This is a genomic window from Mesorhizobium sp. WSM4808 (assembly GCF_055811675.1).
Window position 1 is genome coordinate 168,935 of sequence record NZ_JBVVQX010000005.1, and the last position, 21,377, is coordinate 190,311.

The following is a 21,377-nucleotide window of genomic DNA, read 5'->3' on the forward strand; positions in this document are numbered from 1 at the left end:
CCCCCCAGGAGCCTGGTGGTGATGGCGCCTGCTGTGCCGGCCGCCTTCGAGGTGCTTTAGGATTTCACCTCATGCCTGTCAACGGACCCTTGCCCCTGGATCCGGGCGTCCGAATGAACGAGCCATTAGCGATTCCCGCTCCGGCCGCAGTGCGCCACGATCAGTTCATCGCGGCCAATGTCGTTGAAAAGCGCTGCCGCGCTTCCGCCTTTGGCCGCGAAACAACAGCTTCGCAGGCGGGCAGCCTTCAGCCGGAGAAGCGCGGCGCCAGTTCCTCGATGCGGCGGATCATCGCCTGAAATTCCTCCGAGATGCGCTGGTGGAGCTTGACCGCGATCTCGGGATATTCCTCCAGGATGCGGCGGAACATCTTGCGGCTGAGACGCATCACTTCCGAATCGATCTCGGCCGAGGCGCTGGTCAACCGGTTGGTGTCGGCGATCAACGCCAGTTCGCTGAGGATCGTGCCGGGGCCTGCCGTGCCAATCGGGATGCGTTCACCACCCTGCTCCCGGTAGAGCACGATGCGCCCACTGACGACGATATAGGCGGAATCGGCCTCGTCGTCCTCGCGATAAAGCTTGTGGTTGGCAATCAGCCTGGTGTTCTCGGCGCCAAAGGCGAGCAGGCGCAATTGTTCCTGCGTGAAGCCCTCGAAGAGCCTCACGGCGGACAGGACGCGGATGTCGTCATCCAGCGCCATCTAGCTATGTCCCCGAACCGACAGTCCGACTCCTCCTCTGCGAGTTCGATCCAAACCACCCTCCAACTGGATCGTACCCGAAAGCGGCCCCGCCCGACCGCTCATTGGATAATGAAATGTTTAAGGAACCAGCTTGTAGCCGCCGCTTTCTGTCACAAGAATTTCCGCATTGGAAGGATCGCGCTCGATCTTCTGGCGCAGCCGATAGACATGGGTTTCCAGCGTGTGCGTGGTGACACCGGAATTGTAGCCCCATACTTCCTCGAGCAGCACGTCGCGCGTCACCACCTTCTGGTCGGCGCGATAAAGATATTTGATGATCGAGGCTTCCTTCTCCGTCAGCCGCACCTTGCCGCCGCGCGGGTCGAGCAGCAGTTTCTGGCTGGGCTTGAAAGTATAAGGCCCGACCGAGAAGGTGGCGTCCTCGCTCTGCTCATGCTGGCGCAGCTGCGCCCGAATGCGCGCCAGCAGCACGGCAAAGCGGAACGGCTTCGTCACATAGTCGTTGGCGCCGGCTTCGAGACCAAGAATCGTATCCGAATCGGTGTCGTGGCCGGTCAGCATGATGATGGGCGCCTTGTAGCCGCCCTTGCGCAGGATCTTCACCGCTTCGCGGCCATCCATGTCGGGCAGTCCGACGTCCATGATGAGCAGATCGATGAGGCCGCCGCGCGCTGCGGCGACACCTTTTGCCGCAGTCGATTCCTGCAGCACGTCGAATTCCTCGTAAAGGGATAATTGCTCGACCAGTGTGCCGCGCAGGTCATCATCATCGTCGACGATCAGTATGGTGCGTGAAGTCATGGATCAATCCGTTGTTTTGAAAAGAAAATTCAGTTGACCGCTGCCTGTTTATGCGGAAGCTGACCGGCGCAACAGCCGTTCACAGTGATTTGTTCCGTGGCACGATCATACAAGAAAAAACATGATCGCAATGCAGCCGGCGCAATTTTGCGAAAAGGGCTGCGTGTGCTGACCGTGCGGGCGAGGCCTGGGCATCCAAGCCAGGGCCTGTTGCAGGCCGGGAAAACGGTGTTTGCCTGTGCGTTGGGGCGCGGTGGCATCTCGGCCGGCAAGCGCGAAGGCGATGGCGCCACGCCGCTGGCCGCGATGCGGATCCTGTCGGGGTATTTCCGGGGAGATCAGTTCTCCAGCGGCCGCAGGACCCGTCTGGCGATGACGCCGATCGGGCCCGATCTGGGCTGGTGCGAAGTGCCCGACGACCGCAACTACAACAGGCCGGTCAAGATACCCTATGGCGCCAGCCACGAACGCATGCGGCGCGACGACCGGCTCTACGATGCCTGTCTTGTGCTCGACTGGAACCTGTCGCCGCGCCGGCGCGGGCGCGGCAGCGCCATCTTCTTCCATCTGGCGCGCCCCGGCTTCACGCCGACGCAAGGCTGTGTGGCTGTCACGGCGCAAACCATGGCGCGGCTGCTGCCGCTGCTGTCGGACCGGACGGTGGTGAGGGTGGTAAGATAGTAGGGGAGTAGGCAGTAGGCAGTAGGCAGTAGGCAGTAGGCAGTAGGCAGTAGGCAGTAGGCAGTAGGCAGTAGGCAGTAGGCTACCTGTCGGCGCTGACTTAAATTTTCCTCTACTGCCTATTTCCTACTGCCTATTCCCTGACCTTCGCGGTCTCTGCCAGCCCATGTCTAGCAGGCCCAGCCGGCCAAGCTCCCTGTCCATTGCGCGAGCGACGTCACGGCGCTCGCCGCCGATATCGCGCAGTTGGCGATCGGAGAGATCCTCGACGTTCTGGTAGGCAATGTCGCGGCCGGCGAGGCGTATCGCGGCCCGGGCGTGACGCAGCCAGTCGAGAGTTTCGCCCAGCCAGGCCGGGCGAGGTGTCGATGAATTCAAAACGATGATGGACATGGTGTGCTCCGTTCTCCCCGGATATCAAATCCGGCTTGATGATCTTTCGATGGATGGATGATGCCAGATTGAAATCTCTGCGAGAAACGAGTAGTTTTCTCTGGATCATCAAGTTTTATTTGAGGATAGGATGGCTCGTCTTCTACCCGGGACTCGTGCCTTGAGGACACTGGAAGCAGCGGCCCGGCACCTCAATTTCACCCGTGCGGCCGATGAGCTAGGCTTGACGCCGGCCGCCGTCAGCCATCAGATCAAGGAAATCGAGGATCAACTCGGGCTGGTGCTGTTCACACGCACCAGCCGCACGATCCGGCTCACCGAGGCGGGAACGGTGCTGTTCGACGCCTCGGCCGACGCGCTCGACCTGCTTGGCCGGGCCGTTTCGCGGGCGCAAAAGCTGGCGCGCGGCACCGCCCTTTTGAAGGTAACGCTCGACGCGCAGTTCGCGTCAAAATGGCTGATGCGACGCGTCGACGATTTTCGCAAGCATCACCCCGATATCGAATTGCGATTCGACATTGCCTATGAAGTGCGGGATTTCGAACTCGATGACATCGATGTCGGCATCCGTTTCGGCGCCGGCAAATATCCGGGTCTTCGCACCCACCGGCTGTTCGACAACATCCTCATTCCGGTGTGCAGCCCGAGCCTCTTGACGTCCGGTCCGCCGCTGCGTGAGCCGCGCGACCTCTTCAACCACACGCTTGCGCATATCGAATGGTCACGGCAAGGCGTGACATGGCCGAACTGGCGGATGTGGATGGCGGCGGCCGGCATCACTGATTTCGACGACAGCCGGACCGTCGTGTTCGGAAACTCCACGGATGCCGTCCAGGCAGCGCTCGACGGCAATGCCGTTGCGCTCGCCGATTTCGCCATGGTGGCGAACGACCTTTCCCAGGGCAGGCTGGTGCAGCCTTTCGAACTCGGCCTGCGGGTGGCGCCCGAGTTCGCCTACTTCCTGGTCTATCCCGAAAATACCGCCGACGATCCACGCATCGTCGCCTTTCGCGAATGGATGCTCGAGGAAGTCGCCAAGACGCGGACCACGGACAAAGGGCAGTAGGACAGTAGGGCAGTAGGGCAGTAGGGCAGTAGGGCAGTAGGGCAGTAGGGCAGTAGGGCAGTAGGGCAGTAGGGATAGCAGTCGGTGCCGTCTGCCCCCTATTCCCCTACTGCCTTACTGCCCTACTGCCCTACTGCCTTTGATTCAGCTTGCCGCCGCGCCGAACCAGCCGATCACGGCGCCGATGATCAGCAGCACGCCGAGCCAGTGGCCGCCGTCGATGAGGGTCAGGTCCCAGCCGAAATTCTCGTAGCGATGGTTGACCGAGAGCGTCGTGGCGACGAAACCCAGCCAGAGCACGAAGCCGAAGACTAGTCCGGCGATCCATGTCGGCTCGCCGCCGGTCATCGCGCCGACGACCAGGGCCAATATGGTGGCCATGACCAGTTCGGCGATGAAGCTGATGACAAAGGGCAGCGGCGATTTCTTCATCGTCGCCGGATCGAGCTTGGCGGCCTTCAGCCACGCCTTGCTCAGGCCCATGTACCAAGCGGCGCCGAACAGCCACGCGGCGATCGCGGCAGCGACCACCGCCAGCCAGTTCACTGCTGAAAATTCCATGAGCTCCCCCTCTGATCTGTATGTGATGGAACGCCTGTTCGGCGATCGCGTCAAGCGAACCGCCAGACCGTCGTGCGCTTGACCAGCGCATCCTCCAGCGCCCGCGTGACGGCCACTTCATACACAGAAAGCGGCTCCAGCCCTGCCTTCGGCAGATACGACCGTCCGGGATCGCCGACGAGGATTTCGGCGCCGCGCGCCTTCAGCGTTGCGAACCATGGCATCAGCCGGTCCGCGAAAGATTTGTCGTAGAAAACATCACCGGCCAGGACCACGTCCCAACCTGCATCGGTGCCGATGCAATCCGTGCCGAGGAATTCGGTCCCGACACCGTTGATCTCGCTGTTGAGCCGGATCGCGGTGGCACAGAACGGATCGATGTCGGTTGCGATCACCTTGGCGGCACCTGCCTTGGCGGCGGCGATGGCGACAAGACCGGAGCCGGAAGCGAAGTCGAGCACACGCTTGCCCCGCACCGTGCCGGGATTGTCCAGGACATAGCGGGCAAGGCCCTGGCCGCCGGCCCAGGCAAAGGCCCAGAAAGGCGGCGGCAGGCCGATCTCGACCAGCTCATCCTCGGTCCGCTGCCACAAATCATGCGCTTCGTCGGCAAGATGAAGCAGGATCTCCGGGACGTGCGGCGGCGCCATCAGCGCCGTGTTGTCGAGAATGAATTGCCTCGCGCTGTTGGGCGTCAGCGCCGTCACGGAGCCGGCGTCAAGCCGCCCATGCGGCAGACTTCCTTCCATTCGGCCGGCGTCACCGGCTGCACGGAAAGCCGGCCGAGCCGCACCAGCGCCATGTCGGCAAGCTTCGGATTGGCCTTGACCTGTTCCAGCGTCGGCGGGTTCGGCACATCCCTTACGGCGCGGATGTCGACGCATTCCCAGCGCGGATCGTCCGACGTGGTGTCGGGATGGGCAAGCGCGCAGACTTCAGCGATACCGACGACGTTCAGCCCCTCGTTGGAATGGTAGAAGAAGCCGAGATCGCCGATCTGCATCGCCTTCATGTTGTTGCGCGCGGCGTAGTTGCGCACGCCGTCCCATTGCGTGCCGGCCTTGCCCTTGGCCTTCAGCATCTCGAAGGAGAACTTGAATGGCTCGGATTTGAACAGCCAGTAGTTCATGTCTTTCTCCTCCTAGGCGTCGCGCGGGCGACCGGGATTAACTAGCCGCCGGCTTGTTGAACGTCCAGTTCCACGGGCGGATTTCGACGCTTTCGAACAGCCCGGCCTTGGCGTAGGGGTCGGCCGCCGAAAGAGCCTGGGCGCCAGCCAGGTCGGACGCTTCGACGACCACGAGGCTGCCATTGGGCTTGCCTTCGGTGTCAAGAAACGGACCGGCGAAGGCCAGCTTCTTGTCGCCGTTCAACCCTTCGAGAAAGGCGATATGCTCGGGCCGCGTGTCGAGGCGCACCTGCAGGCTTCCGGGCTTGTCCTTGCAAATCACAGCAAACAGCATCTTTATTCTCCTGATCGTTCAAAGTCGTGGGGATCAATCGTTGGTTTCGGTCTTCAGCGGCCGGGTCATCAAGGCCGTCACAGCCTGCCGGACGGTGATGGCACCCTCCAGTATGGCGGCGACGGCGGCAATGATCGGCGCGTCGATGTTGCGCTCGGTGGCGATGCGGGCAGCGATCGCCGCCGTCGGCACGCCTTCGGCGAGCGGCAATCCGGCAAGCGGCTTGCCTTGGCCGAGCGCCAGGCCATAGGCGAAATTGCGCGACTGGGTGGACGAGCAGGTCAGCAGCAGGTCGCCAAGGCCGGAAAGCCCCATCAGCGTTTCGGGCCTGGCGCCGAAGGCAGCGCCGATGCGGCGCAGCTCGACAAAGCCGCGCGTCACCATGGCGGCCTGGGCGCTGGCACCGAGACCCGCGCCAGTGACGGCACCCGCCGCAATGGCGAAGACGTTCTTCAAGGCGCCGCCGATCTCGACGCCGATCAGGTCGTCGTTCGAATAGCAGCGCAGGTTTTCGGCGGAAAAGCGGGCGGCGAGATCGGCGGCCAATGCCTCGTCGCGGGCAGCGACCACAACGGCCGTCGGCAGGCCGCGGGCGACGTCGGTGGCGAAGCTCGGACCCGACAGAGCGGCAACGGGATTTAGCGGCAGGATTTCTTCGACGATCGCCGACAGCAAGGCGCCGGTCTCGCTTTCGATGCCCTTGGCACACAGAACCAGCGGGACACCGGCCGGCATATGGTCCTTCGCTGCCGCCAGCGTAGTCCGCAGCGACTGGGCCGGCGTCACCGCCAGCACGCAGTCGGCACCGTCGAGCGCGGCCTGGATGTTGCTCGTCGCCACGATGCCGGGCTGGAGCGTGATGCCCGGCAGGTAGCGTGGATTTTCGCCGCGGTCGATCGCGGCGACGGTCTCCGGGTCGCGCGCGTAAAGGCGGACGAAATGCCCGGCGCGCAGCATGGCCAAGGCCAAGGCAGTGCCCCAGGCCCCGCCGCCGAGCACGGCAACGCGCCAGCCGGTTGGCGCGGTGTCGTTGCCGCTCATTGCCCGCTCGTTCATGCCTTGGCTCCGCGCCGGCCGGAGCCGACCATCGGCGCCGAGATGCTATCCAGCGGCCAGCGCGAGCGCGGCACGAAATCGAAGCCGTTCTCATGCGCCATGCCGGCGCGCAGCCGCTCGACACCGGCCCAGGCGATCATCGCCGCATTGTCGGTGCAGAGCTTCAGCGGTGGTGCAATGAAGGTGAAGCCGATCTCGGCACAGAGCCGCTCCAGCATGATCTTGATCGTGCGGTTGGCGGCGACACCACCGGCAACGACGAGGGCCGGGTTTTTCGTGCCGGGAAATGTCTCGTGAAAGCGCGTTAGCGCGCGGGAAACGCGGTCGGCCAGCGCATCGGCCACCGCTGCCTGGAACGAGGCGCAGATGTCGGCGACGTCCTGGTCGCTCAGCGGCGCAATGGCGCTCGCCGCCTGGCGCACGGCGGTCTTGAGGCCGGAGAAGGAGAAGTCGGGCTGGGCCGAGCCCTTCATCGGTCGCGGAAAGGCAAAGCGCGAGGCATTGCCGGCCTGTGCCGCTTTCTCGACATTCGGCCCGCCGGGATAGGGCAGGCCAAGCATCTTGGCCGTCTTGTCGAAGGCTTCGCCGAGCGCGTCGTCGATGGTAGTGGCCCAGCGCTGGTAGTCGCCGACGCCCCGCACGGCGACGATTTGCGTATGGCCGCCGGAGACCAGCAGCAAGAGATAGGGAAAGTCGAGCCCGTCGGTCAGCCTTGCGGTCAGCGCATGGCCTTCGAGGTGGTTGATGGCGATCAGCGGCTTGTTCGCCGCAGCGGCGATCGCCTTGGCGGTCATCAGCCCGACGATCAGCCCGCCGACCAGGCCGGGGCCGGCGGTGGCGGCAATCGCGTCGATATCGGCGAGCGCCGTGCCCGAATCGGCAAGCGCCGCCTCGATGATGCCGTCCAGCGCCTCGACATGGGCACGCGCGGCGATTTCCGGCACGACACCGCCGAAAGCGGCATGCTCCTCGATCTGGCTGAGCACGATGTTGGACAGGATTTTTGGCGCGGCGTAGCCGTCGATGGCCACCACGCTGGCGGCGGTCTCGTCACAACTCGTCTCTATGCCCAGCACGCGGATCAATTCGTCGCTGTCCCTAAAGATTGTATCATGGGGCTTTCCCCGTTAGGAGAACCCCGGAAAAGCCTCGCTTGCCGGGGGGTTATCACGGACTGCGCGCCATGCAAACAATCTTGAGAATCGGAACACGCGGCAGCCCGCTGGCGCTGGCACAGGCGCATGAAGCACAGGCGCGGCTGATGGCCGCGCATGGCATGCCGGCGGAGGCGTTCGAGGTGGTCGTCATCGCGACCAGCGGCGACCGCATCCAGGACCGGCCGCTGTCGGAAGCCGGCGGCAAGGGCCTGTTCACCAAGGAGATCGAGGAGGCGCTGCTGGCGGGCCGGATCGACATCGCCGTGCATTCGTCGAAGGACATGCCGACGCAACTGCCGGACGGTCTCGAACTCTCGGCCTTCCTGCCGCGCGAGGATGCACGCGACGCCTTTGTCGGCAAGGCGGCGAAGACGATCGCCGAACTGCCGCGCGGGGCGAAAGTGGGGTCGTCGTCGCTGCGGCGGCAAGCGCTGATCCGCCGGATGCGGCCGGATCTCGACGTGGTGATGTTCCGCGGCAATGTGCAGACGCGGCTGCGCAAGCTTGAAGAAGGCGTGGCCGCGGGCACGATCCTGGCCTATGCCGGGCTGAAGCGGCTTGGGCTCGAGCATGTCGTCACCGATCTGATACCGCTCGATGTCTTCCCGCCGGCGCCGGGGCAAGGTGCGATCGGTATCGAAACCCGTATCGGCGACCGCGATGTCGAAAAAATGCTGGCAGCCGTCCATGATGTACCGACCGGCCAGGCGCTGGCCTGCGAGCGTGCCTTCCTGGCGGCGCTCGATGGCTCCTGCCGCACACCGATCGCCGGCTATGCGGCGATCGAGGCCGGAAAACTGTCTTTTGCCGGGCTGATCATCTCGCCCGACGGCACGCAGTCGCACACGGTCGAGCTGCAGGGGCCGGCGCAAGACGCCGCCCGCATCGGCGGTGAAGCGGCCCGGAGTGTGCGCGCCAAGGCCGGCGAAAAGTTCTTCGACGGCTGGCTCTGAAATGCTTCGCGTCCTGGTGACCAGGCCGGAACCGGGTGCCTCGCGCACAGCGCATCGGCTTGAGGAGGCAGGTTTTCAGCCGGTTCTTTTGCCCCTGACCGAAACAAAGGCGTTGCCTGCCGCCGCCGGACTGATCCCGGACGATGCCGTCGCGGTGGCCGTCACCAGCGCCAATGCCATGCGTCATGCGCCGGAAGAAATCATCGCGACGCTCGCCGCCTTGCCTTGTCATGCGGTCGGCAAAAGGACGGCGCAAGCGGCGCTTCGAGCGGGGTTTTTGTCGGTCAGTGAAGGCCCGGGCGATGCGGAGGCGCTGGCCGACAGTCTCGCCGTCGATTTTTCTGGAAAGACGATTGTCTACCTCTGCGGGCGCGTGCGTTTTCCGGCGTTCGAACAGAGGCTCGGGACGGCGGGCGTTCGGGTCCACGCCGTCGAGACCTATGACACGCTGGCAGTGGGGTATTCGGACGAAGTCATCCTCGAACGCCTGTCGGGGCAACCTGCCGACGCGGTGTTGCTCTATTCAGCCAAGGCGGCGGCGGCGATGCAGACCTTGGCAAGACGGCCCGCTCTGCGCGGTCTCTTCGAAAAAACATGGGTTTTTGCGCTTTCCACTCGCATCGCGGCAGCCTTCGACGGTGTCGCCAGCGAAAGGATCCGCATTGCCGCGCAGCCCGACGAGGATGTGCTGCTGGCGCTTTTGCAGGCGCCGCGCTGAGCCGCGTCATCACACCGCCCCTTTTCACCGCTTGGTGATGTGCTAGACCCTTTCTGAACCATCATGCGCCGCTAGGCGTTGAGACGAAGCGAATTGTGCGGAGCCCAGGCATGGTCAAGACGCCGAAGATGCGACACTCGAAAAGCCGCCGCGAGCCGGTGACCATCGATCTCGAGCCGGGCGCCGTCTCACGCATCGCCGACGAGGACGCCGCCACGCAGGAGGCCCGGACAGACGAGGCGAAGGCCGAGGAAGCAGCGAACGCTTCGCAACCCGAGGTTCCCGAAGAGCCGGTTCACGCCGACCAGACCGATCTCGAGCCCTGGGAGCATACCGACGCCCGGGCCGAACCGGAGCAGCCGCCGGCAGCGGCGACAAAGCCCGCTAGCGAGGCCGAGATCCCCTATCCCGGATCGTCCGACGAGCCCGGATCGTCCCACGGTCCCGGATCGTCCGATGCGCCGGCCGGCAAGACCAAAGCCTACGACTACAGTTTCGAGGACGCATCGGCGAAGCGCACGCAGACCGACGGCAACAAGGCGAAACCCGAGACACGGGACGAGAAAATGGCGCCACCCCTTGAAAAGCGCGGCGGCCTCAACGGCGTCGCCGCCGGCATCATCGGCGGCGTCATCGCGCTGGTCGGCGCCGGCGGGCTGCAATTTGCCGGCCTGCTTGGCGCGCCGGGTTCGGGCGCCGGCGTCTCGCTCGATGGCGTCAACAGCGACATCGCCTCGCTGAAGACCGAAATCGCCGGTTTGAAGGACGCCGGCGGCAACGGCGATGGAGCGGCCAAGATGGTCGGCCTTTCCTCGGGCCTTGAACAGGTCAAGGCCGATGTGGCAGCGCTGAAATCGGCTGTCGAGGAAGGTGGAGCAGGCGACGCAGCCGGGATCGCCGCACTGGGCGACAAGGTCGCGCAGATCGAGACGGCGGTCGCCGCGCTCGGCAAGGCCGGCAGCTCGGCACCGGTCGATCTCGGTCCGCTCAACGAGAAACTGGCAGGCCTCGACGCGCTGGTGAAGTCGGCCGGCGAGGCTACGACGGCGCAGGAGGGCCGGCTCACAGCGCTGGAGCAGTCTGTGTCGCAGCTGTCCGGCAAGGTCGAGGCGGCGGCGGGGCAACCGAAGGTCGCGCTTGCCATCGCGGCGTCGGCCTTGAAGGCGGCGCTCGAGCGTGGCGGGCCGTTTTCGGCCGAACTCGAAACCCTTGCAGCGATTTCGCCCGATGCGCCGCAGCTTGCGGCACTGCGCCCCTTTGCTGAAAAGGGCGTTCCGACCCGCGCCGAGATCGCATCGCAGGCTGATGCCGCCGCCAGTGCCATGGTCACTGCCGCGACGCCCGTCGATGAGAATGCCGGCTTCCTGCAGAATCTGATGTCGAGCGCCGAATCGCTGGTCAAGGTCAGGCCGATCGGCGCCGTCGAAGGCGCCGGCGCACCGGAAACCGTCGCGCGCATGGAGGCGGCGGTCAACCAGGGCGACTACGCGAAGGCACTCAGCGAGTATGAAACGCTGCCCGAGGCCGCCAAGGCCGCTGGCGCGGACTTGGCCGGCAAGCTGAAGGCACGCATCGAGGTCGAAACCCAGGTCGATGCGCTGATCTCGGGCGCGATGAAGGCATGAGGGCAACACAATGATCCGCCTGCTCGCCTTCCTCATCGTCGTTTTCGCGCTCGGGCTGGGCTTTGCCTGGCTGGCCGACCGGCCGGGCGACATGGTCGTCACTTTTAACGGCTATCAATACCAGGTCAGCCTGATGGTGGCGGCGGTGGCCGTCGTTGCCGTGGTCGCCGCGGTGATGATCCTGTGGTGGCTGCTCAAGTCGCTGTGGAACAGCCCCTACACCATCTCGCGCTATTTCCGTGTCCGCCGCCGCGATCGTGGCTATCAGGCGCTGTCGACCGGCATGATTGCCGCCGGCGCCGGTGATGGCGCGCTGGCCCGCAAGAAGACCAAGGAAGCCGCCAAGCTGATCCGTTCCGACCAGGAGCCGCTGATCCACCTGCTGGAAGCGCAGGCGTCGCTGCTCGAAGGCGATCATGAAAGCGCGCGACAGAAATTCGAGAGCATGCTCGACGATCCCGAGATGCGGCTGCTGGGCTTGCGGGGGCTTTATCTGGAAGCCGAACGGCTCGGCGACCGCAACGCCGCCAGGCATTATGCCGGCCGCGCCGCGGTGATGGCGCCGCAGCTGGCCTGGGCGGCGGAATCGACGCTGGAAGAGTTGACCGCGCGCGGCGACTGGGACGGCGCCCTGAAACTGGTCGACGCGCAGAAATCGACACGGCAGATCGAACGCGATGCCGCCAACCGCCGCCGCGCCGTTCTGTTGACCGCCAAGGCGCAGGCGCTTGCCGACAGCGATCCCGCCGCCGCCAGGACTGCGGCGATCGAGGCCAACAAGCTGCGGCCGGACTTCGCGCCCGCCGCCGTTGCCGCCGCGGCCGCATTGTTCAAGCAGAACGATGTGCGCAAGGGCTCGAAGATACTCGAGGCGGCCTGGAAGGCCGAGCCGCATCCGGAGGTCGCAGAGCTCTATACCCATGCAAGGCCGGGCGACGCCGTGCTCGACCGCCTCAACCGGGCGAAGAAGCTGCAGGAAATGAAGAAGAACCACGCCGAATCGTCGATGACGGTGGCGCGCGCCGCGCTCGACGCGCAGGATTTCTCGACCGCCCGCCGCGAGGCCGAGGCGGCGATCCGGATGGACCGCCGCGAGGGCGCGTATCTGCTGCTCGCAGACATCGAGGAGGCCGAAACCGGCGATCAGGGCAAGGTGCGGCAGCTGCTATCCAGGGCGGTGCGGGCGCCGCGCGATCCGGCCTGGGTCGCAGACGGCGTGGTATCGGAACGCTGGGCGCCGGTGTCGCCGATCACCGGCCGGCTCGACGCCTTCGAGTGGCGTGCGCCGATGGAGCGTCTCGGCCAGTTGATCGACAGCCATGATGACGTGCCAGCCGGTGCGGCGCCGGTCATCGAAGCATTGGCAAAGCCGACGAGCGAAAAAGGGCCGATCGAGGTGATCGATAACGCCGGTGGCGAGACGTCGGCGGGCAAGCAAGCTGAAAGTCGCGAAGAAGATCATGTCAGGCCGATCACGGCAGCGGCCTTCGCCGCGGTGCCGAGCGATGCCGAGGGCGTCGATCCGGCCGAGGAGCTTGCGCGGTTGCCGGACGATCCCGGCGTCGATCCGGACGAGGAAGCGGAGAAATCGCCGCGCCGGTTTCGGCTGTTTTGAGTTGGGCAGGCCGTCAGGCCGTTGGGGTATGGATCTATGTTTGAACGCGTTCTGTCGTTTCTCAGGGATTTGCCGGCCGGCGCCGGCACTCGTGCCAGCACGGACGATCCGCGCATCGCCGCCTCGGCGCTGCTCTACCATGTGATGAATGCCGATGGCGTGCGCCAGGATGTCGAGTGGGAACGGTTCAAGGCGGTGCTGGCGGAGAGCTATTCGATCAGCGGCACGGAACTTGAGGCGCTTGCCGCCGCCGGCGAGCGGGCCGACAATGAGGCGATCGATCTCTATGCCTTCACCAGTGTCCTGAAGCGCCATCTCGATGCCGATGCGCGCAAGGCCTTCATCGGCCTGATGTGGGAAATCGTCTATGCCGACGGCGAGTTGCACGAGCTCGAGGACAACACCGTCTGGCGCGTCGCCGAGCTGATCGGCGTCGAACGCCATGATCGCGTCGAGGCGCGCCGCAAGGCAGCGGCGCACGCGCCCGGCGCCACCGGAACATCGAGCGACGAATAGGATTTTCGCCTTCCCATGCCGCGCCAAACGAGTTCGAAGCCAAAGATACTGATCGTGCTGCATCAGGAGAGTTCGAGCCCAGGGCGTGTCGGCCACATGTTGCTGGAAGAAGGGTTCGACCTCGATATCCGCCGGCCGCCGCTTGGCGACGCCTTGCCCGAAACACTGGACGGCCACGCCGGCACGGTGGTGTTCGGCGGTCCGATGAGCGCCAATGACGAGGACGAGTTCGTTCGCCGCGAGACCAACTGGCTGGAAATACCGCTGAGGGAGAACCGGCCATGTCTCGGCATCTGTCTCGGCGCACAGATGCTGGTCAACTATCTCGGCGGCAAGGTCGAAGGACACGGCGAAGGGCTGGTCGAGGTTGGCTGGTATCCCCTGAAAGCGACCGAAGCCGGCAAGCAACTGATGCACTGGCCGGAGATGGTCTATCAGTTCCACCGCGAGGGTTTCTCGCTGCCCAGGGACGCGACGCTGCTGGCGACGGCCGAGACCTATCCCAACCAGGCCTTTCGCTATGGCGACAATGCCTGGGGCATCCAGTTCCATGGCGAACTGACCAGGGTGATGATGCAGCGCTGGGTGGTGCGCGGCGCGCATCGCTTCGAATTGCCCGGTGCCCAGCCCGGCCGCGATCATCTCGGCGGCCGGCTGATCTGGGACATGCATCTCAAGCGCTGGCTGGACGAGTTCCTGCGGATGATTTTCGGCAAGCCGAGCAATAGCTAATGCATGTCGCCCAAAAGTGACCTCGGTTTTTGGGAAGACGACATGCATAAAACAAGACCTAAAGCGCGGCGCGTGAATCTGTTTCGACGCGACGCGCTTTAAGGTTCGAGCACCGGCCGCAGGAAGCTGCGCTCGTAGCTGAGAATGCTGCGATTGCGTTTTTCCATTTCAAACACTTCCTGGCATTCCGGGTCGGCAGCCATACGCTTGCGATAGTCCTCGTAGTCGGCAAGGCTCGGAAAGCTGAACATGGCAAAAGCGATATTGCTCGCCCCCTCGCTCGGAAGGAAATAGCCGTGATGGTTTCCGCCGAGGCGATTGACCAGAGCTATCCAGCGACGGCCATAATCTTCGAACTCGGCAAGCTTGTAGGGGTCAATGACATATTTCAGGTAGCAAGTGATCATGGGAACTCCTGTGGCATGGGCGAGGCATGTTGGCTGTCAACTGGAGGAAGATCAGTTGCGTCCGTCGAGATGGCGCACCTTGCGCAGTTGCGGGAACAGCACCATCCACAGGCCCGCTACGGCGATGGCGCCGATGCCGCCGATCACCACGGCCGGCACCGTGCCGATCAGCGCGGCCATCGTGCCGGCGCGGAATTCGCCGACCTCGTTGGAGGCGCCGACAAAGACCTGGTTGACGGCGTTGACGCGGCCGCGCACCTCGTCGGGCGTCCACAGCTGAATTAGCGTTTCCCTGATGTAGACGCTGAACATATCGGTGGCGCCAAGGAAGACCAGCGCCACGATCGACAGCCAGGTGATGGTGGAAAGGCCGAACAGCAGGGTGAAGGCGCCGAACGAGGCGGCGGCGACCAGCATGATCATGCCCGCGTGGTTGCGAAGCGGATGCCCGGCCAGCCAGATGGCGACGCAAATGGCGCCGATGCTGGGCGCCGAGCGCAGCAGGCCGAGGCCCCAGGGGCCGAGCTGGAGGATGTCGCGTGCATAGACCGGCAGCAGCGCCGAGGCGCCGGACAGGAGCACGGCGAACAGATCGAGCGAGATGGCGCCGAGCACGATCTTCTCGCTCCAGATGTAGCTGAACCCGCCGAGCAGGTGCTGCATCGTCGGCTTTTCCGACTCGGTCCGCTGCGACGGCTTCGGAATGGTGAAGATCAGCAGCCCGGACACGAGCATCAGGACGGCGGCGGTTCCGTAGGCCGCTTCCGGCGACACGCCGTAGAGCAGGCCGCCGGCGACCGGGCCGACGATGGTCGCCGTCTGCCAGGCCGATGAATTCCAGGCGATGGCGTTGGCGAAATCCTGAGGCGGCACCAGATTGGCGAACAGCGAGGCGGAGGCCGGACCGAAAAAGGCGCGGGCGACGCCGAACATGGCAAGCACGCAGAAGATCGGCAGCGGCCCGCTGATGCCGCGCAGCGTCAGGAACAGCAGCGCCAGCGCGCACATCGCCTCCACCACGACCGCCAGCGCCATGATCAGGCGGCGGCCGAAGCGATCAGCGACGACGCCGGTGACCAGCACCAGAAGCAGCGACGGCAGGAACTGGACGATGCCGACAAGGCCGAGATCGAGCGGGTCGCGGGTCAAATCGTACATCTGCCAGCCGACCGCGACGGACACGATCATGGTGGCGAATGTGGTGAGGAAACGCGCCGCCCAATAGCTCAGGAAGGAGCGGTGGCGGAACGCGGCATAGCGCTGGTCCGGCGATATCTGTTCTGCTGTCATGATTTAAGAGGCCCCGTTCGAATGGCATCAGCTGGCGGGGCACTTCCACGATGGGCGCTGGTCCGGCTGGCGGAACTTTTAGCTCAGTTCGCAGCGGATATGCGTCAAAATCAGTGCTGGATCAAGGAATTTTCAGCCTAAAGCGCGTCGCGACTTTTGAGCGAGATGCATTAGCGCTATTGCGTCATGAGTTTCTGGCCGAACGGAGCAATCGTTGACGTTGGCGCTGCCCCTCACTGTCCTGCCGGACATCCTATAGTGACGGGGAGAGAGGGGCGGGCGGCGACGCCGGCATTTCTCCCGCAACGCTGGAGATTGGCGAAATCGCCGATGACGGCACCCCTCCCCCCGTCACTATACGGGGAGAGGATGCCGGCAGGCAGGTGAGGGGCGGCGCAGACGCTGGCCACTATGAACGGTCGCTGTGACGCAGTAGCATCAACCGGTCGCTGGCACGGGAAACTTACTGCCGCAGCGCGACGGAAATGGCGTCGAGGCCGCCACGCAATTCGGCTTCCGTCGGCCAGCCAAAGCCGACGCGGAAGAAGCGTTTTTCCATCTCGAACCAGTGGCCGGGTCCGACATAGGTGCCGTGGTTTTCCAGCAGGTTCACATAGAACCGGTCGAGGTCGAAGCCGGGTTCGACATTGAGGCGCGGGAAGCCGACGACGCCACCTTCGGGCCGCACCCAGTCGACCAGCGGTTCGCGATCGATCCAGGCCTGGACGATGTCGCGGCGCCCCGCCATTTCGGGCAGCAGCGTCGCCAGGAAAGCGTCCCGGCGTTCGAGCATGCCGCGGGCAATGCCTTCGTCGATAACGCTGCCGCAGATGCCGATCTGCTCCTTGGCGGCGAGGAATTTCTCCTGAAGCTCAGCGTCCCTGGTGATCAGCCAGCCGATGCGGATGCCGGGAATGCCGAAGGCCTTGGACAATGACGAGACGCTGATCGCCTTCGGGCTGAGTGAGGCAGCCGTCGGCAGCCGCCGGCCGTAGGAAAGGTCGCGATAGGTCTCGTCGACCAGCAGACGGCAGTTGCTGCTTTCGGCAAGCGCAACCAGCGCATCGAGCTCGGTTCGGCTCATCATCGTGCCGGTCGGGTTGTGCGGGCAGGTGAAGCTGATCAGCTTCGTGTCCGGCCGCAGCGCCGCCTTGACGCGTTCGACATCTATGGCGAAGCCTTCCTCGAAGGCCAGGTCGACAAAGCTGATGGCGCAGCCGATCGCCCTTGGGGTTTCGATGTTGGTGGCGTAGTTGGGCCTGATGACGACGAGATGGTCATTGGCCGACAAGAGCGAGGTCGAGATTATGAACAGCGCGCCCGCGGCGCCGGCGGTGACCAGGACATCATCCGGTGAAATGCCGGCATCCTGCGCCGAGATCAGTGCACGCAACTGCTTGTCGCCGCGATGCTCGCCATAGAAAAGCGTGAGATCAGGCAGCGACAGGCCGATGTCGGAGAGCTTCTGGTCGGCGATCGAACTTTCCGAAAGATTGTAGCGGATACGGTCGTAGCCGTATTCTTCCGGCGCTTCTTTCTCGATCACCATCCTGGTGTAGTTCATGGCTCGCTCCCCAAGAGCAGTTCACCGTTTCACGGAAACGGCGACCGCTCTGACTCCTTGTTTTCACGCAATTCCGGACGGAAAACCGTTTCACACTTTTCCTGGAATTGCTCTAGGAACCCGTCCGGCCCATCCAAGCCATAAAAATAGGAAGCCTGCCAAGGCGAATTCGCCGGCAGGCTTCTGTTCCAGTCGTCCTAACTGTTGGCTCAGGACTGAATATTCAGGCCGAGGCCTTGGCCTTCCTGCCCTTGGCGGGTGCCTTCACGGGGGCAGCCTTGCGGCCGAGGCCGATGGATTTCGCCAGCAGCGAACGCGAGGCCGCGTAGTTGGGAGCGACCATCGGATAGTCCGACGGCAAGCCCCATTTGGCGCGATAGGCGTCCGGTGTCAGGCCGAAATGCACGCCCAGGTGACGCTTCAGCGATTTGAACTTCTTGCCGTCTTCAAGGCAGATGATGAAATCGGGTGTCACCGACTTCTTGGGGTTGACCGCCGGGACCAGGGGGGCAGCCACCGGGACCGCAGGCTTGCCGAGCGCGTTTATCGAGGCGCTGACGCTGGCGATGAGGTCGGCCAAGCCGGAGGCGGGCAAGCGGTTCTTCTCGACGTAAGCGGACACGATGTGAGCGGTCAGCTCGAGCAGATCGATGTCTTTACGGGCACTGTTGCTATCGTCGGTCACTCTATTTCTCCGTCTACAGCGAATGACCTGAAAATCGGATTTGACTTCCGGAAAGGATCATGCGCGAAATCAAAATGCTATGGCGTCCTTCGTGCGTCCACGGACGAATGGCGTTGGTGTAGCGCGGAATTCCTAGTCGGCAAATCTGCGCATTGCAACGACTTGATGTCAGGTCACACGTTATTTTGAACAACTATATTAAACAATAACAGTATCAGACTATCAGCGCTTTGTCGCGCCACAAACGAAACCCGCCTTCGAAGGCGCGTGTGTTGTCGCCGCGCCTGGAGTCGGCGGGCAATTCATCGAGCTTGTCGACGTTGCCGCCGCCAATCACGACATAGTCGGGCTGCATGGCGGCACGGAGCCGGTCGACGACGTCGAAGACGTATTTGCGCCATTTCTTCTTGCCGCGCTTTTCCAGGCCGCGTTCGCCGACATAATCCTCGAAACTCCTGCCCTTCCTGTAGGGCAAATGCGCGAGTTCCATCGGTTGGGCGACGTTGTCGGCGATCATCGCCGCACCGAGACCGGTGCCGAGCCCGAGGAACAGCATGCGCCCGCCCTCGTAGCTGCCGATGGCCTGCATCAGCGCATCATTGACCACTTTCACCGGTTTGCCGAACGCGCCCGCAAAGTCGAATCCAGCCCAGCCCTTGCCGAGATTGGCGGGGTCGGCGAGCGGCCTGTTGTGATTGACCGGGCCGGGATAGCCCATCGAGACGACGTCGTAGGACAAGCCTTCGGCGAGCTTCTTCACCGCGTCGATCATCTGCTGCGGTGTCAGGCCCGGTCCGGAGTCGGCGCGGCGCTCCTCGCCGCCGGCGCTGGTGAGAATCTTGACGTGCGAGCCGCCGATGTCGATCGTGAGCACGATCTTTTCAGTGTCCGGCTTCTCGGTGCCCGATGCAGGTTGCTTCACCGCCTTGGCCATCGTGTGGTCCTCTCACTTCACCGGATCGATCCAGCCATTGGGCGGCCCGAACCCGGCCATGACGTCCGCCGGTCCCCATGTGAGCGGCTCGTAGAGATGCGGCGGCGTGGTGTCGCCAAGCACCGGGCCGACGATGCGCCAGGCCAGTTCGCTGGCGTCCTGGCGGGTGAAGAGCTGGCCGTTGCCGTTCATGGCGTCGCCGATCAAACGCTCATAGGGCGGCATGTCGCCCTTTGAATCGTCGAGCGCCGTCAGTTCGACCTGCTCGCCGATCATGTCGTCGCCCGGCGCCTTGCGCTGTGCTCCGATGGCGATCACCACCTGTGGGTCGATGCGGAAGCGGACGTAGTTCTGGTCGGCGGGCTTGATCGGATCGAAGACATCGAGCGGCGGCCGCTTCAGCCGCACCACCACTTCGGTGACATGCACCGGCATGTTCTTGCCGGCGCGGATGAAGAACGGCACGTCCTGCCAGCGCCAGGTGTCGACGAAGAAACGCACCGCCGCGAAGGTCTCGACAGGCGAGTTCGGCGCCACGCCGGGCTCGGCGAGATAGCCGGTGAACTGGCCACGCACGACATCGTCTTTGGTCAGCGTCCTGATCGCGCGCAGCACTTGCACCTTCTCATCGATCAGGTCGTCGGCGGAGCGGCCGACAGGCGGCTCCATGGCAAGCAGCAACAGGATGTTGAGCAGATGGTTCTCGATGACGTCCCTGATGCAGCCGACATCGTCATAGAAACGGCCACGTCCCTCGACGCCGAAATCCTCGGCCATGGTGATCTGCACGCTCTCGACGTAGTTGCGGTTCCAGATCGGCTCGAGCAGCGAATTGGCGAAGCGGAAATAGAGCAGGTTCTGGATCGCTTCCTTGCCCAGGTAATGGTCGATGCGGAAGATCGACTGTTCGTCGAACACCAGATGCAGGACCCGGTTCAGCCAGCGCGCCGATTGCAGATCGTGACCGAAGGGCTTTTCCACCATCAGCCGCGCGCCATGCGCCGTGCCTGATTGCTCCAGCCCCTGGACGACGGTCTCGAACATGGTCGGCGGCACCGCCATGTAGTGCAGCGGCCGCTGTGCGGTGCCGAGCGCGCTCTTCAGTTTCTCGAACGTCGCTCCGTCACGGTAGTCGCCGCTGACGTAGCGCAGCAGCGAGGCGAATTTGGCGAACGCTTTCTCGTCGATCTTGCCGAGCGCATTGACGATGCCATCGCGGGCGCGCGCCTGCAACTGCTTGAGGCCCCAGGCGTCGAAGGCGACGCCGATCACCGGCTCGGTGAGCGTGCCCTTGGCGACCATCTGGTAAAGGGCTGGAAATATCTTCTTGTGGGCGAGGTCGCCGGTGGCCCCGAAGAGCACCAGCGTGTCGGACCGTTCCTGGCTCATGCGCGTGTCTCTCCCAGTGTCCTCACTTGCCGGCCTTCGGCTTCTCGACATGGCCGCCAAAGGCATAGCGCATGGCGGAGAGCAGCTTGTCGGCGAATTCGGATTCGCCCTGCGAGGAGAAGCGGTCGAACAGTGCCGAGGACAGCACCGGAGCCGGCACGCCGGTGTCGATCGCCGCCTTCAGCGTCCAGCGCCCTTCGCCGGAATCCGAAACGCGGCCGCCGAAATTCACCAGGCCCGGATCGCTTTTCAACGCGCCGGCCGTCAGGTCGAGCAGCCAGGAGCCAATAACGCTGCCATGCCGCCAGACCTCGGCCACCTGGGGAAGGTCGATGTCGAACTGGTAGTATTGCGGGTTTTCCAGCGGACTGGTCTCGGCGTCCGCCGTCCGTTGCCGCTTGCCGGCATTGGCCGACTTCAGGATGTTCATGCCTTCGGCATAGGCGGCCATGACGCCATATTCGATGCCGTTGTGCACCATCTTGACGAAGTGGCCGGCACCGCTGGGTCCGCAATGCAGATAGCCGAAGGGCGCGGTCCCGGCATCCCCAGGCGGATTGGAGCCGGCATCGGCGCCCGGTGCCAGCGTGGCGAAGATCGAATCCAGGTGCTGCACCGCCACGTCGGGACCGCCGATCATCAGGCAGTAGCCACGCTCCAGGCCCCAGACGCCGCCGCTGGTGCCGACATCGACAAGATGGATACCCTTGCCGGCCAGCTTCGCGGCCTGGTCGACGGCGTCGTGGTAGTAGGAATTGCCGCCGTCGATGACGATGTCGCCGGGTTCCATCAGGGCCGCCACCTGGTCGATGATCCTGCCGGTGATCGCCGCCGGCAGCATCAGCCACACGCAGCGCGGCTTGGCCAGCTTGCCGACGAATTCTTCCATCGAGGCCGCCCCTGACGCGCCGTCGGTCACCAGGGCGGCGACGCTGGCCGGGTTGATGTCGTAGACGACGCATTCGTGGCCGTCGCGCATCAGGCGCCGGACCATGTTGGCGCCCATCCGGCCCAGTCCCATCATTCCGATCTGCATGGTTTCGTCCCTGTTTTCTAAGAGATTTG

24 protein-coding genes are annotated in these 21,377 nt (G+C 64.2%); 8 read left to right on the forward strand and 16 right to left on the reverse strand.

The window, feature by feature from the left end; all coding sequences use genetic code 11:
- Window positions 1–247 precede the first annotated feature (247 nt).
- Together AC0L2U_RS10850 and AC0L2U_RS10855 are read right to left on the reverse strand one after the other, a co-directional pair.
- Window positions 248–703, reverse strand: a complete 456-nt coding sequence (locus AC0L2U_RS10850; protein WP_023811239.1) for a cyclic nucleotide-binding domain-containing protein — start codon at window positions 701–703, stop codon at window positions 248–250.
- Between the two features lie 120 nt (window positions 704–823).
- Window positions 824–1,507: a response regulator transcription factor gene (locus AC0L2U_RS10855; protein WP_013528898.1), complete on the reverse strand. Its 684-nt coding sequence runs from the start codon at window positions 1,505–1,507 to the stop codon at window positions 824–826.
- 144 nt (window positions 1,508–1,651) lie between these two features.
- Here AC0L2U_RS10855 and AC0L2U_RS10860 point away from each other — a divergent pair, with 144 nt between their 5' ends.
- Window positions 1,652–2,188, forward strand: a complete 537-nt coding sequence (locus AC0L2U_RS10860) for a L,D-transpeptidase family protein (protein WP_174800339.1) — start codon at window positions 1,652–1,654, stop codon at window positions 2,186–2,188.
- Between the two features lie 126 nt (window positions 2,189–2,314).
- Here AC0L2U_RS10860 and AC0L2U_RS10865 read toward each other — a convergent pair whose 3' ends face one another.
- Window positions 2,315–2,581 carry a hypothetical protein gene (locus AC0L2U_RS10865; protein WP_127396138.1) on the reverse strand — a complete coding sequence of 89 codons (267 nt, stop codon included), beginning with the start codon at window positions 2,579–2,581 and terminating at the stop codon, window positions 2,315–2,317.
- A gap of 130 nt (window positions 2,582–2,711) precedes the next feature.
- On the opposite strand from AC0L2U_RS10865, the gene gcvA reads away from it, so the two are divergent.
- Window positions 2,712–3,647, forward strand: a complete 936-nt coding sequence (gene gcvA / locus AC0L2U_RS10870) for a transcriptional regulator GcvA (protein ID WP_127269718.1) — start codon at window positions 2,712–2,714, stop codon at window positions 3,645–3,647.
- Window positions 3,648–3,791: 144 nt separating this feature from the next.
- Here gcvA and AC0L2U_RS10875 read toward each other — a convergent pair whose 3' ends face one another.
- Genes AC0L2U_RS10875 through tsaD form a run of 6 tightly spaced genes read right to left on the reverse strand, consistent with a single transcriptional unit; the run spans window position 3,792 to window position 7,809 of the window.
- Entirely contained in the window at window positions 3,792–4,208 is a 417-nt protein-coding gene (locus tag AC0L2U_RS10875) for a DUF1761 domain-containing protein (protein WP_473601894.1), read from the reverse strand.
- Between the two features lie 50 nt (window positions 4,209–4,258).
- Window positions 4,259–4,957: a class I SAM-dependent methyltransferase gene (locus tag AC0L2U_RS10880; RefSeq protein WP_352750689.1), complete on the reverse strand. Its 699-nt coding sequence runs from the start codon at window positions 4,955–4,957 to the stop codon at window positions 4,259–4,261.
- Window positions 4,912–5,337: an EVE domain-containing protein gene (locus tag AC0L2U_RS10885; protein ID WP_023811233.1), complete on the reverse strand. Its 426-nt coding sequence runs from the start codon at window positions 5,335–5,337 to the stop codon at window positions 4,912–4,914. The genes AC0L2U_RS10880 and AC0L2U_RS10885 overlap by 46 nt, the downstream gene beginning before the upstream one ends.
- 37 nt (window positions 5,338–5,374) lie before the next feature.
- A complete protein-coding gene (locus tag AC0L2U_RS10890) occupies window positions 5,375–5,671 on the reverse strand; it encodes a YciI-like protein (RefSeq protein ID WP_127808728.1) in 297 nt (98 codons plus the stop codon).
- Window positions 5,672–5,704: 33 nt separating this feature from the next.
- The gene (locus AC0L2U_RS10895; protein ID WP_128364513.1) at window positions 5,705–6,727 is read right to left on the reverse strand and encodes an NAD(P)H-dependent glycerol-3-phosphate dehydrogenase; all 1,023 of its coding nucleotides are present in this window, start codon (window positions 6,725–6,727) and stop codon (window positions 5,705–5,707) included.
- A complete protein-coding gene (gene tsaD / locus AC0L2U_RS10900) occupies window positions 6,724–7,809 on the reverse strand; it encodes a tRNA (adenosine(37)-N6)-threonylcarbamoyltransferase complex transferase subunit TsaD (protein WP_473601975.1) in 1,086 nt (361 codons plus the stop codon). Before tsaD ends, AC0L2U_RS10895 begins: the two co-directional genes overlap by 4 nt.
- Before the next feature lie 101 nt (window positions 7,810–7,910).
- On the opposite strand from tsaD, the gene hemC reads away from it, so the two are divergent.
- From hemC to AC0L2U_RS10930, 6 genes are all read left to right on the forward strand, one after another.
- On the forward strand, window positions 7,911–8,837 hold the full coding sequence (gene hemC / locus AC0L2U_RS10905) for a hydroxymethylbilane synthase (RefSeq protein ID WP_128289995.1): 927 nt from the start codon (window positions 7,911–7,913) through the stop codon (window positions 8,835–8,837).
- Between the two features lies 1 nt (window position 8,838).
- Window positions 8,839–9,555, forward strand: a complete 717-nt coding sequence (locus AC0L2U_RS10910) for a uroporphyrinogen-III synthase (protein WP_128289994.1) — start codon at window positions 8,839–8,841, stop codon at window positions 9,553–9,555.
- Between the two features lie 110 nt (window positions 9,556–9,665).
- Window positions 9,666–11,180, forward strand: a complete 1,515-nt coding sequence (locus tag AC0L2U_RS10915; RefSeq protein WP_473601896.1) for a COG4223 family protein — start codon at window positions 9,666–9,668, stop codon at window positions 11,178–11,180.
- Between the two features lie 10 nt (window positions 11,181–11,190).
- The gene (locus AC0L2U_RS10920; protein ID WP_473601897.1) at window positions 11,191–12,795 is read left to right on the forward strand and encodes a heme biosynthesis HemY N-terminal domain-containing protein; all 1,605 of its coding nucleotides are present in this window, start codon (window positions 11,191–11,193) and stop codon (window positions 12,793–12,795) included.
- A 36-nt stretch (window positions 12,796–12,831) separates the two neighbouring features.
- Window positions 12,832–13,311, forward strand: a complete 480-nt coding sequence (locus AC0L2U_RS10925) for a tellurite resistance TerB family protein (protein ID WP_127268697.1) — start codon at window positions 12,832–12,834, stop codon at window positions 13,309–13,311.
- A 15-nt stretch (window positions 13,312–13,326) separates the two neighbouring features.
- A complete protein-coding gene (locus AC0L2U_RS10930; protein WP_127397459.1) occupies window positions 13,327–14,043 on the forward strand; it encodes a glutamine amidotransferase in 717 nt (238 codons plus the stop codon).
- Between the two features lie 98 nt (window positions 14,044–14,141).
- On the opposite strand, the gene AC0L2U_RS10935 is transcribed toward AC0L2U_RS10930, so the two are convergent.
- From AC0L2U_RS10935 to gnd, 7 genes are all read right to left on the reverse strand, one after another.
- Window positions 14,142–14,450 carry an NIPSNAP family protein gene (locus AC0L2U_RS10935; protein ID WP_127397458.1) on the reverse strand — a complete coding sequence of 103 codons (309 nt, stop codon included), beginning with the start codon at window positions 14,448–14,450 and terminating at the stop codon, window positions 14,142–14,144.
- A gap of 51 nt (window positions 14,451–14,501) precedes the next feature.
- On the reverse strand, window positions 14,502–15,740 hold the full coding sequence (locus AC0L2U_RS10940) for an MFS transporter (RefSeq protein WP_127397457.1): 1,239 nt from the start codon (window positions 15,738–15,740) through the stop codon (window positions 14,502–14,504).
- Between the two features lie 463 nt (window positions 15,741–16,203).
- Window positions 16,204–17,304, reverse strand: a complete 1,101-nt coding sequence (locus tag AC0L2U_RS10945) for an aminotransferase class I/II-fold pyridoxal phosphate-dependent enzyme (RefSeq protein ID WP_473601898.1) — start codon at window positions 17,302–17,304, stop codon at window positions 16,204–16,206.
- Between the two features lie 223 nt (window positions 17,305–17,527).
- Window positions 17,528–17,989, reverse strand: coding sequence for a Ros/MucR family transcriptional regulator (locus AC0L2U_RS10950; protein WP_127270031.1), 462 nt, complete (start codon window positions 17,987–17,989; stop codon window positions 17,528–17,530).
- Window positions 17,990–18,203: 214 nt separating this feature from the next.
- Entirely contained in the window at window positions 18,204–18,923 is a 720-nt protein-coding gene (locus AC0L2U_RS10955) for an ROK family protein (RefSeq protein WP_127397657.1), read from the reverse strand.
- Between the two features lie 12 nt (window positions 18,924–18,935).
- Window positions 18,936–20,312: a glucose-6-phosphate dehydrogenase gene (zwf, locus tag AC0L2U_RS10960; protein WP_473601899.1), complete on the reverse strand. Its 1,377-nt coding sequence runs from the start codon at window positions 20,310–20,312 to the stop codon at window positions 18,936–18,938.
- A 22-nt stretch (window positions 20,313–20,334) separates the two neighbouring features.
- Entirely contained in the window at window positions 20,335–21,348 is a 1,014-nt protein-coding gene (gene gnd, locus AC0L2U_RS10965) for a phosphogluconate dehydrogenase (NAD(+)-dependent, decarboxylating) (RefSeq protein ID WP_127808739.1), read from the reverse strand.
- Between the last annotated feature and the right edge of the window lie 29 nt (window positions 21,349–21,377).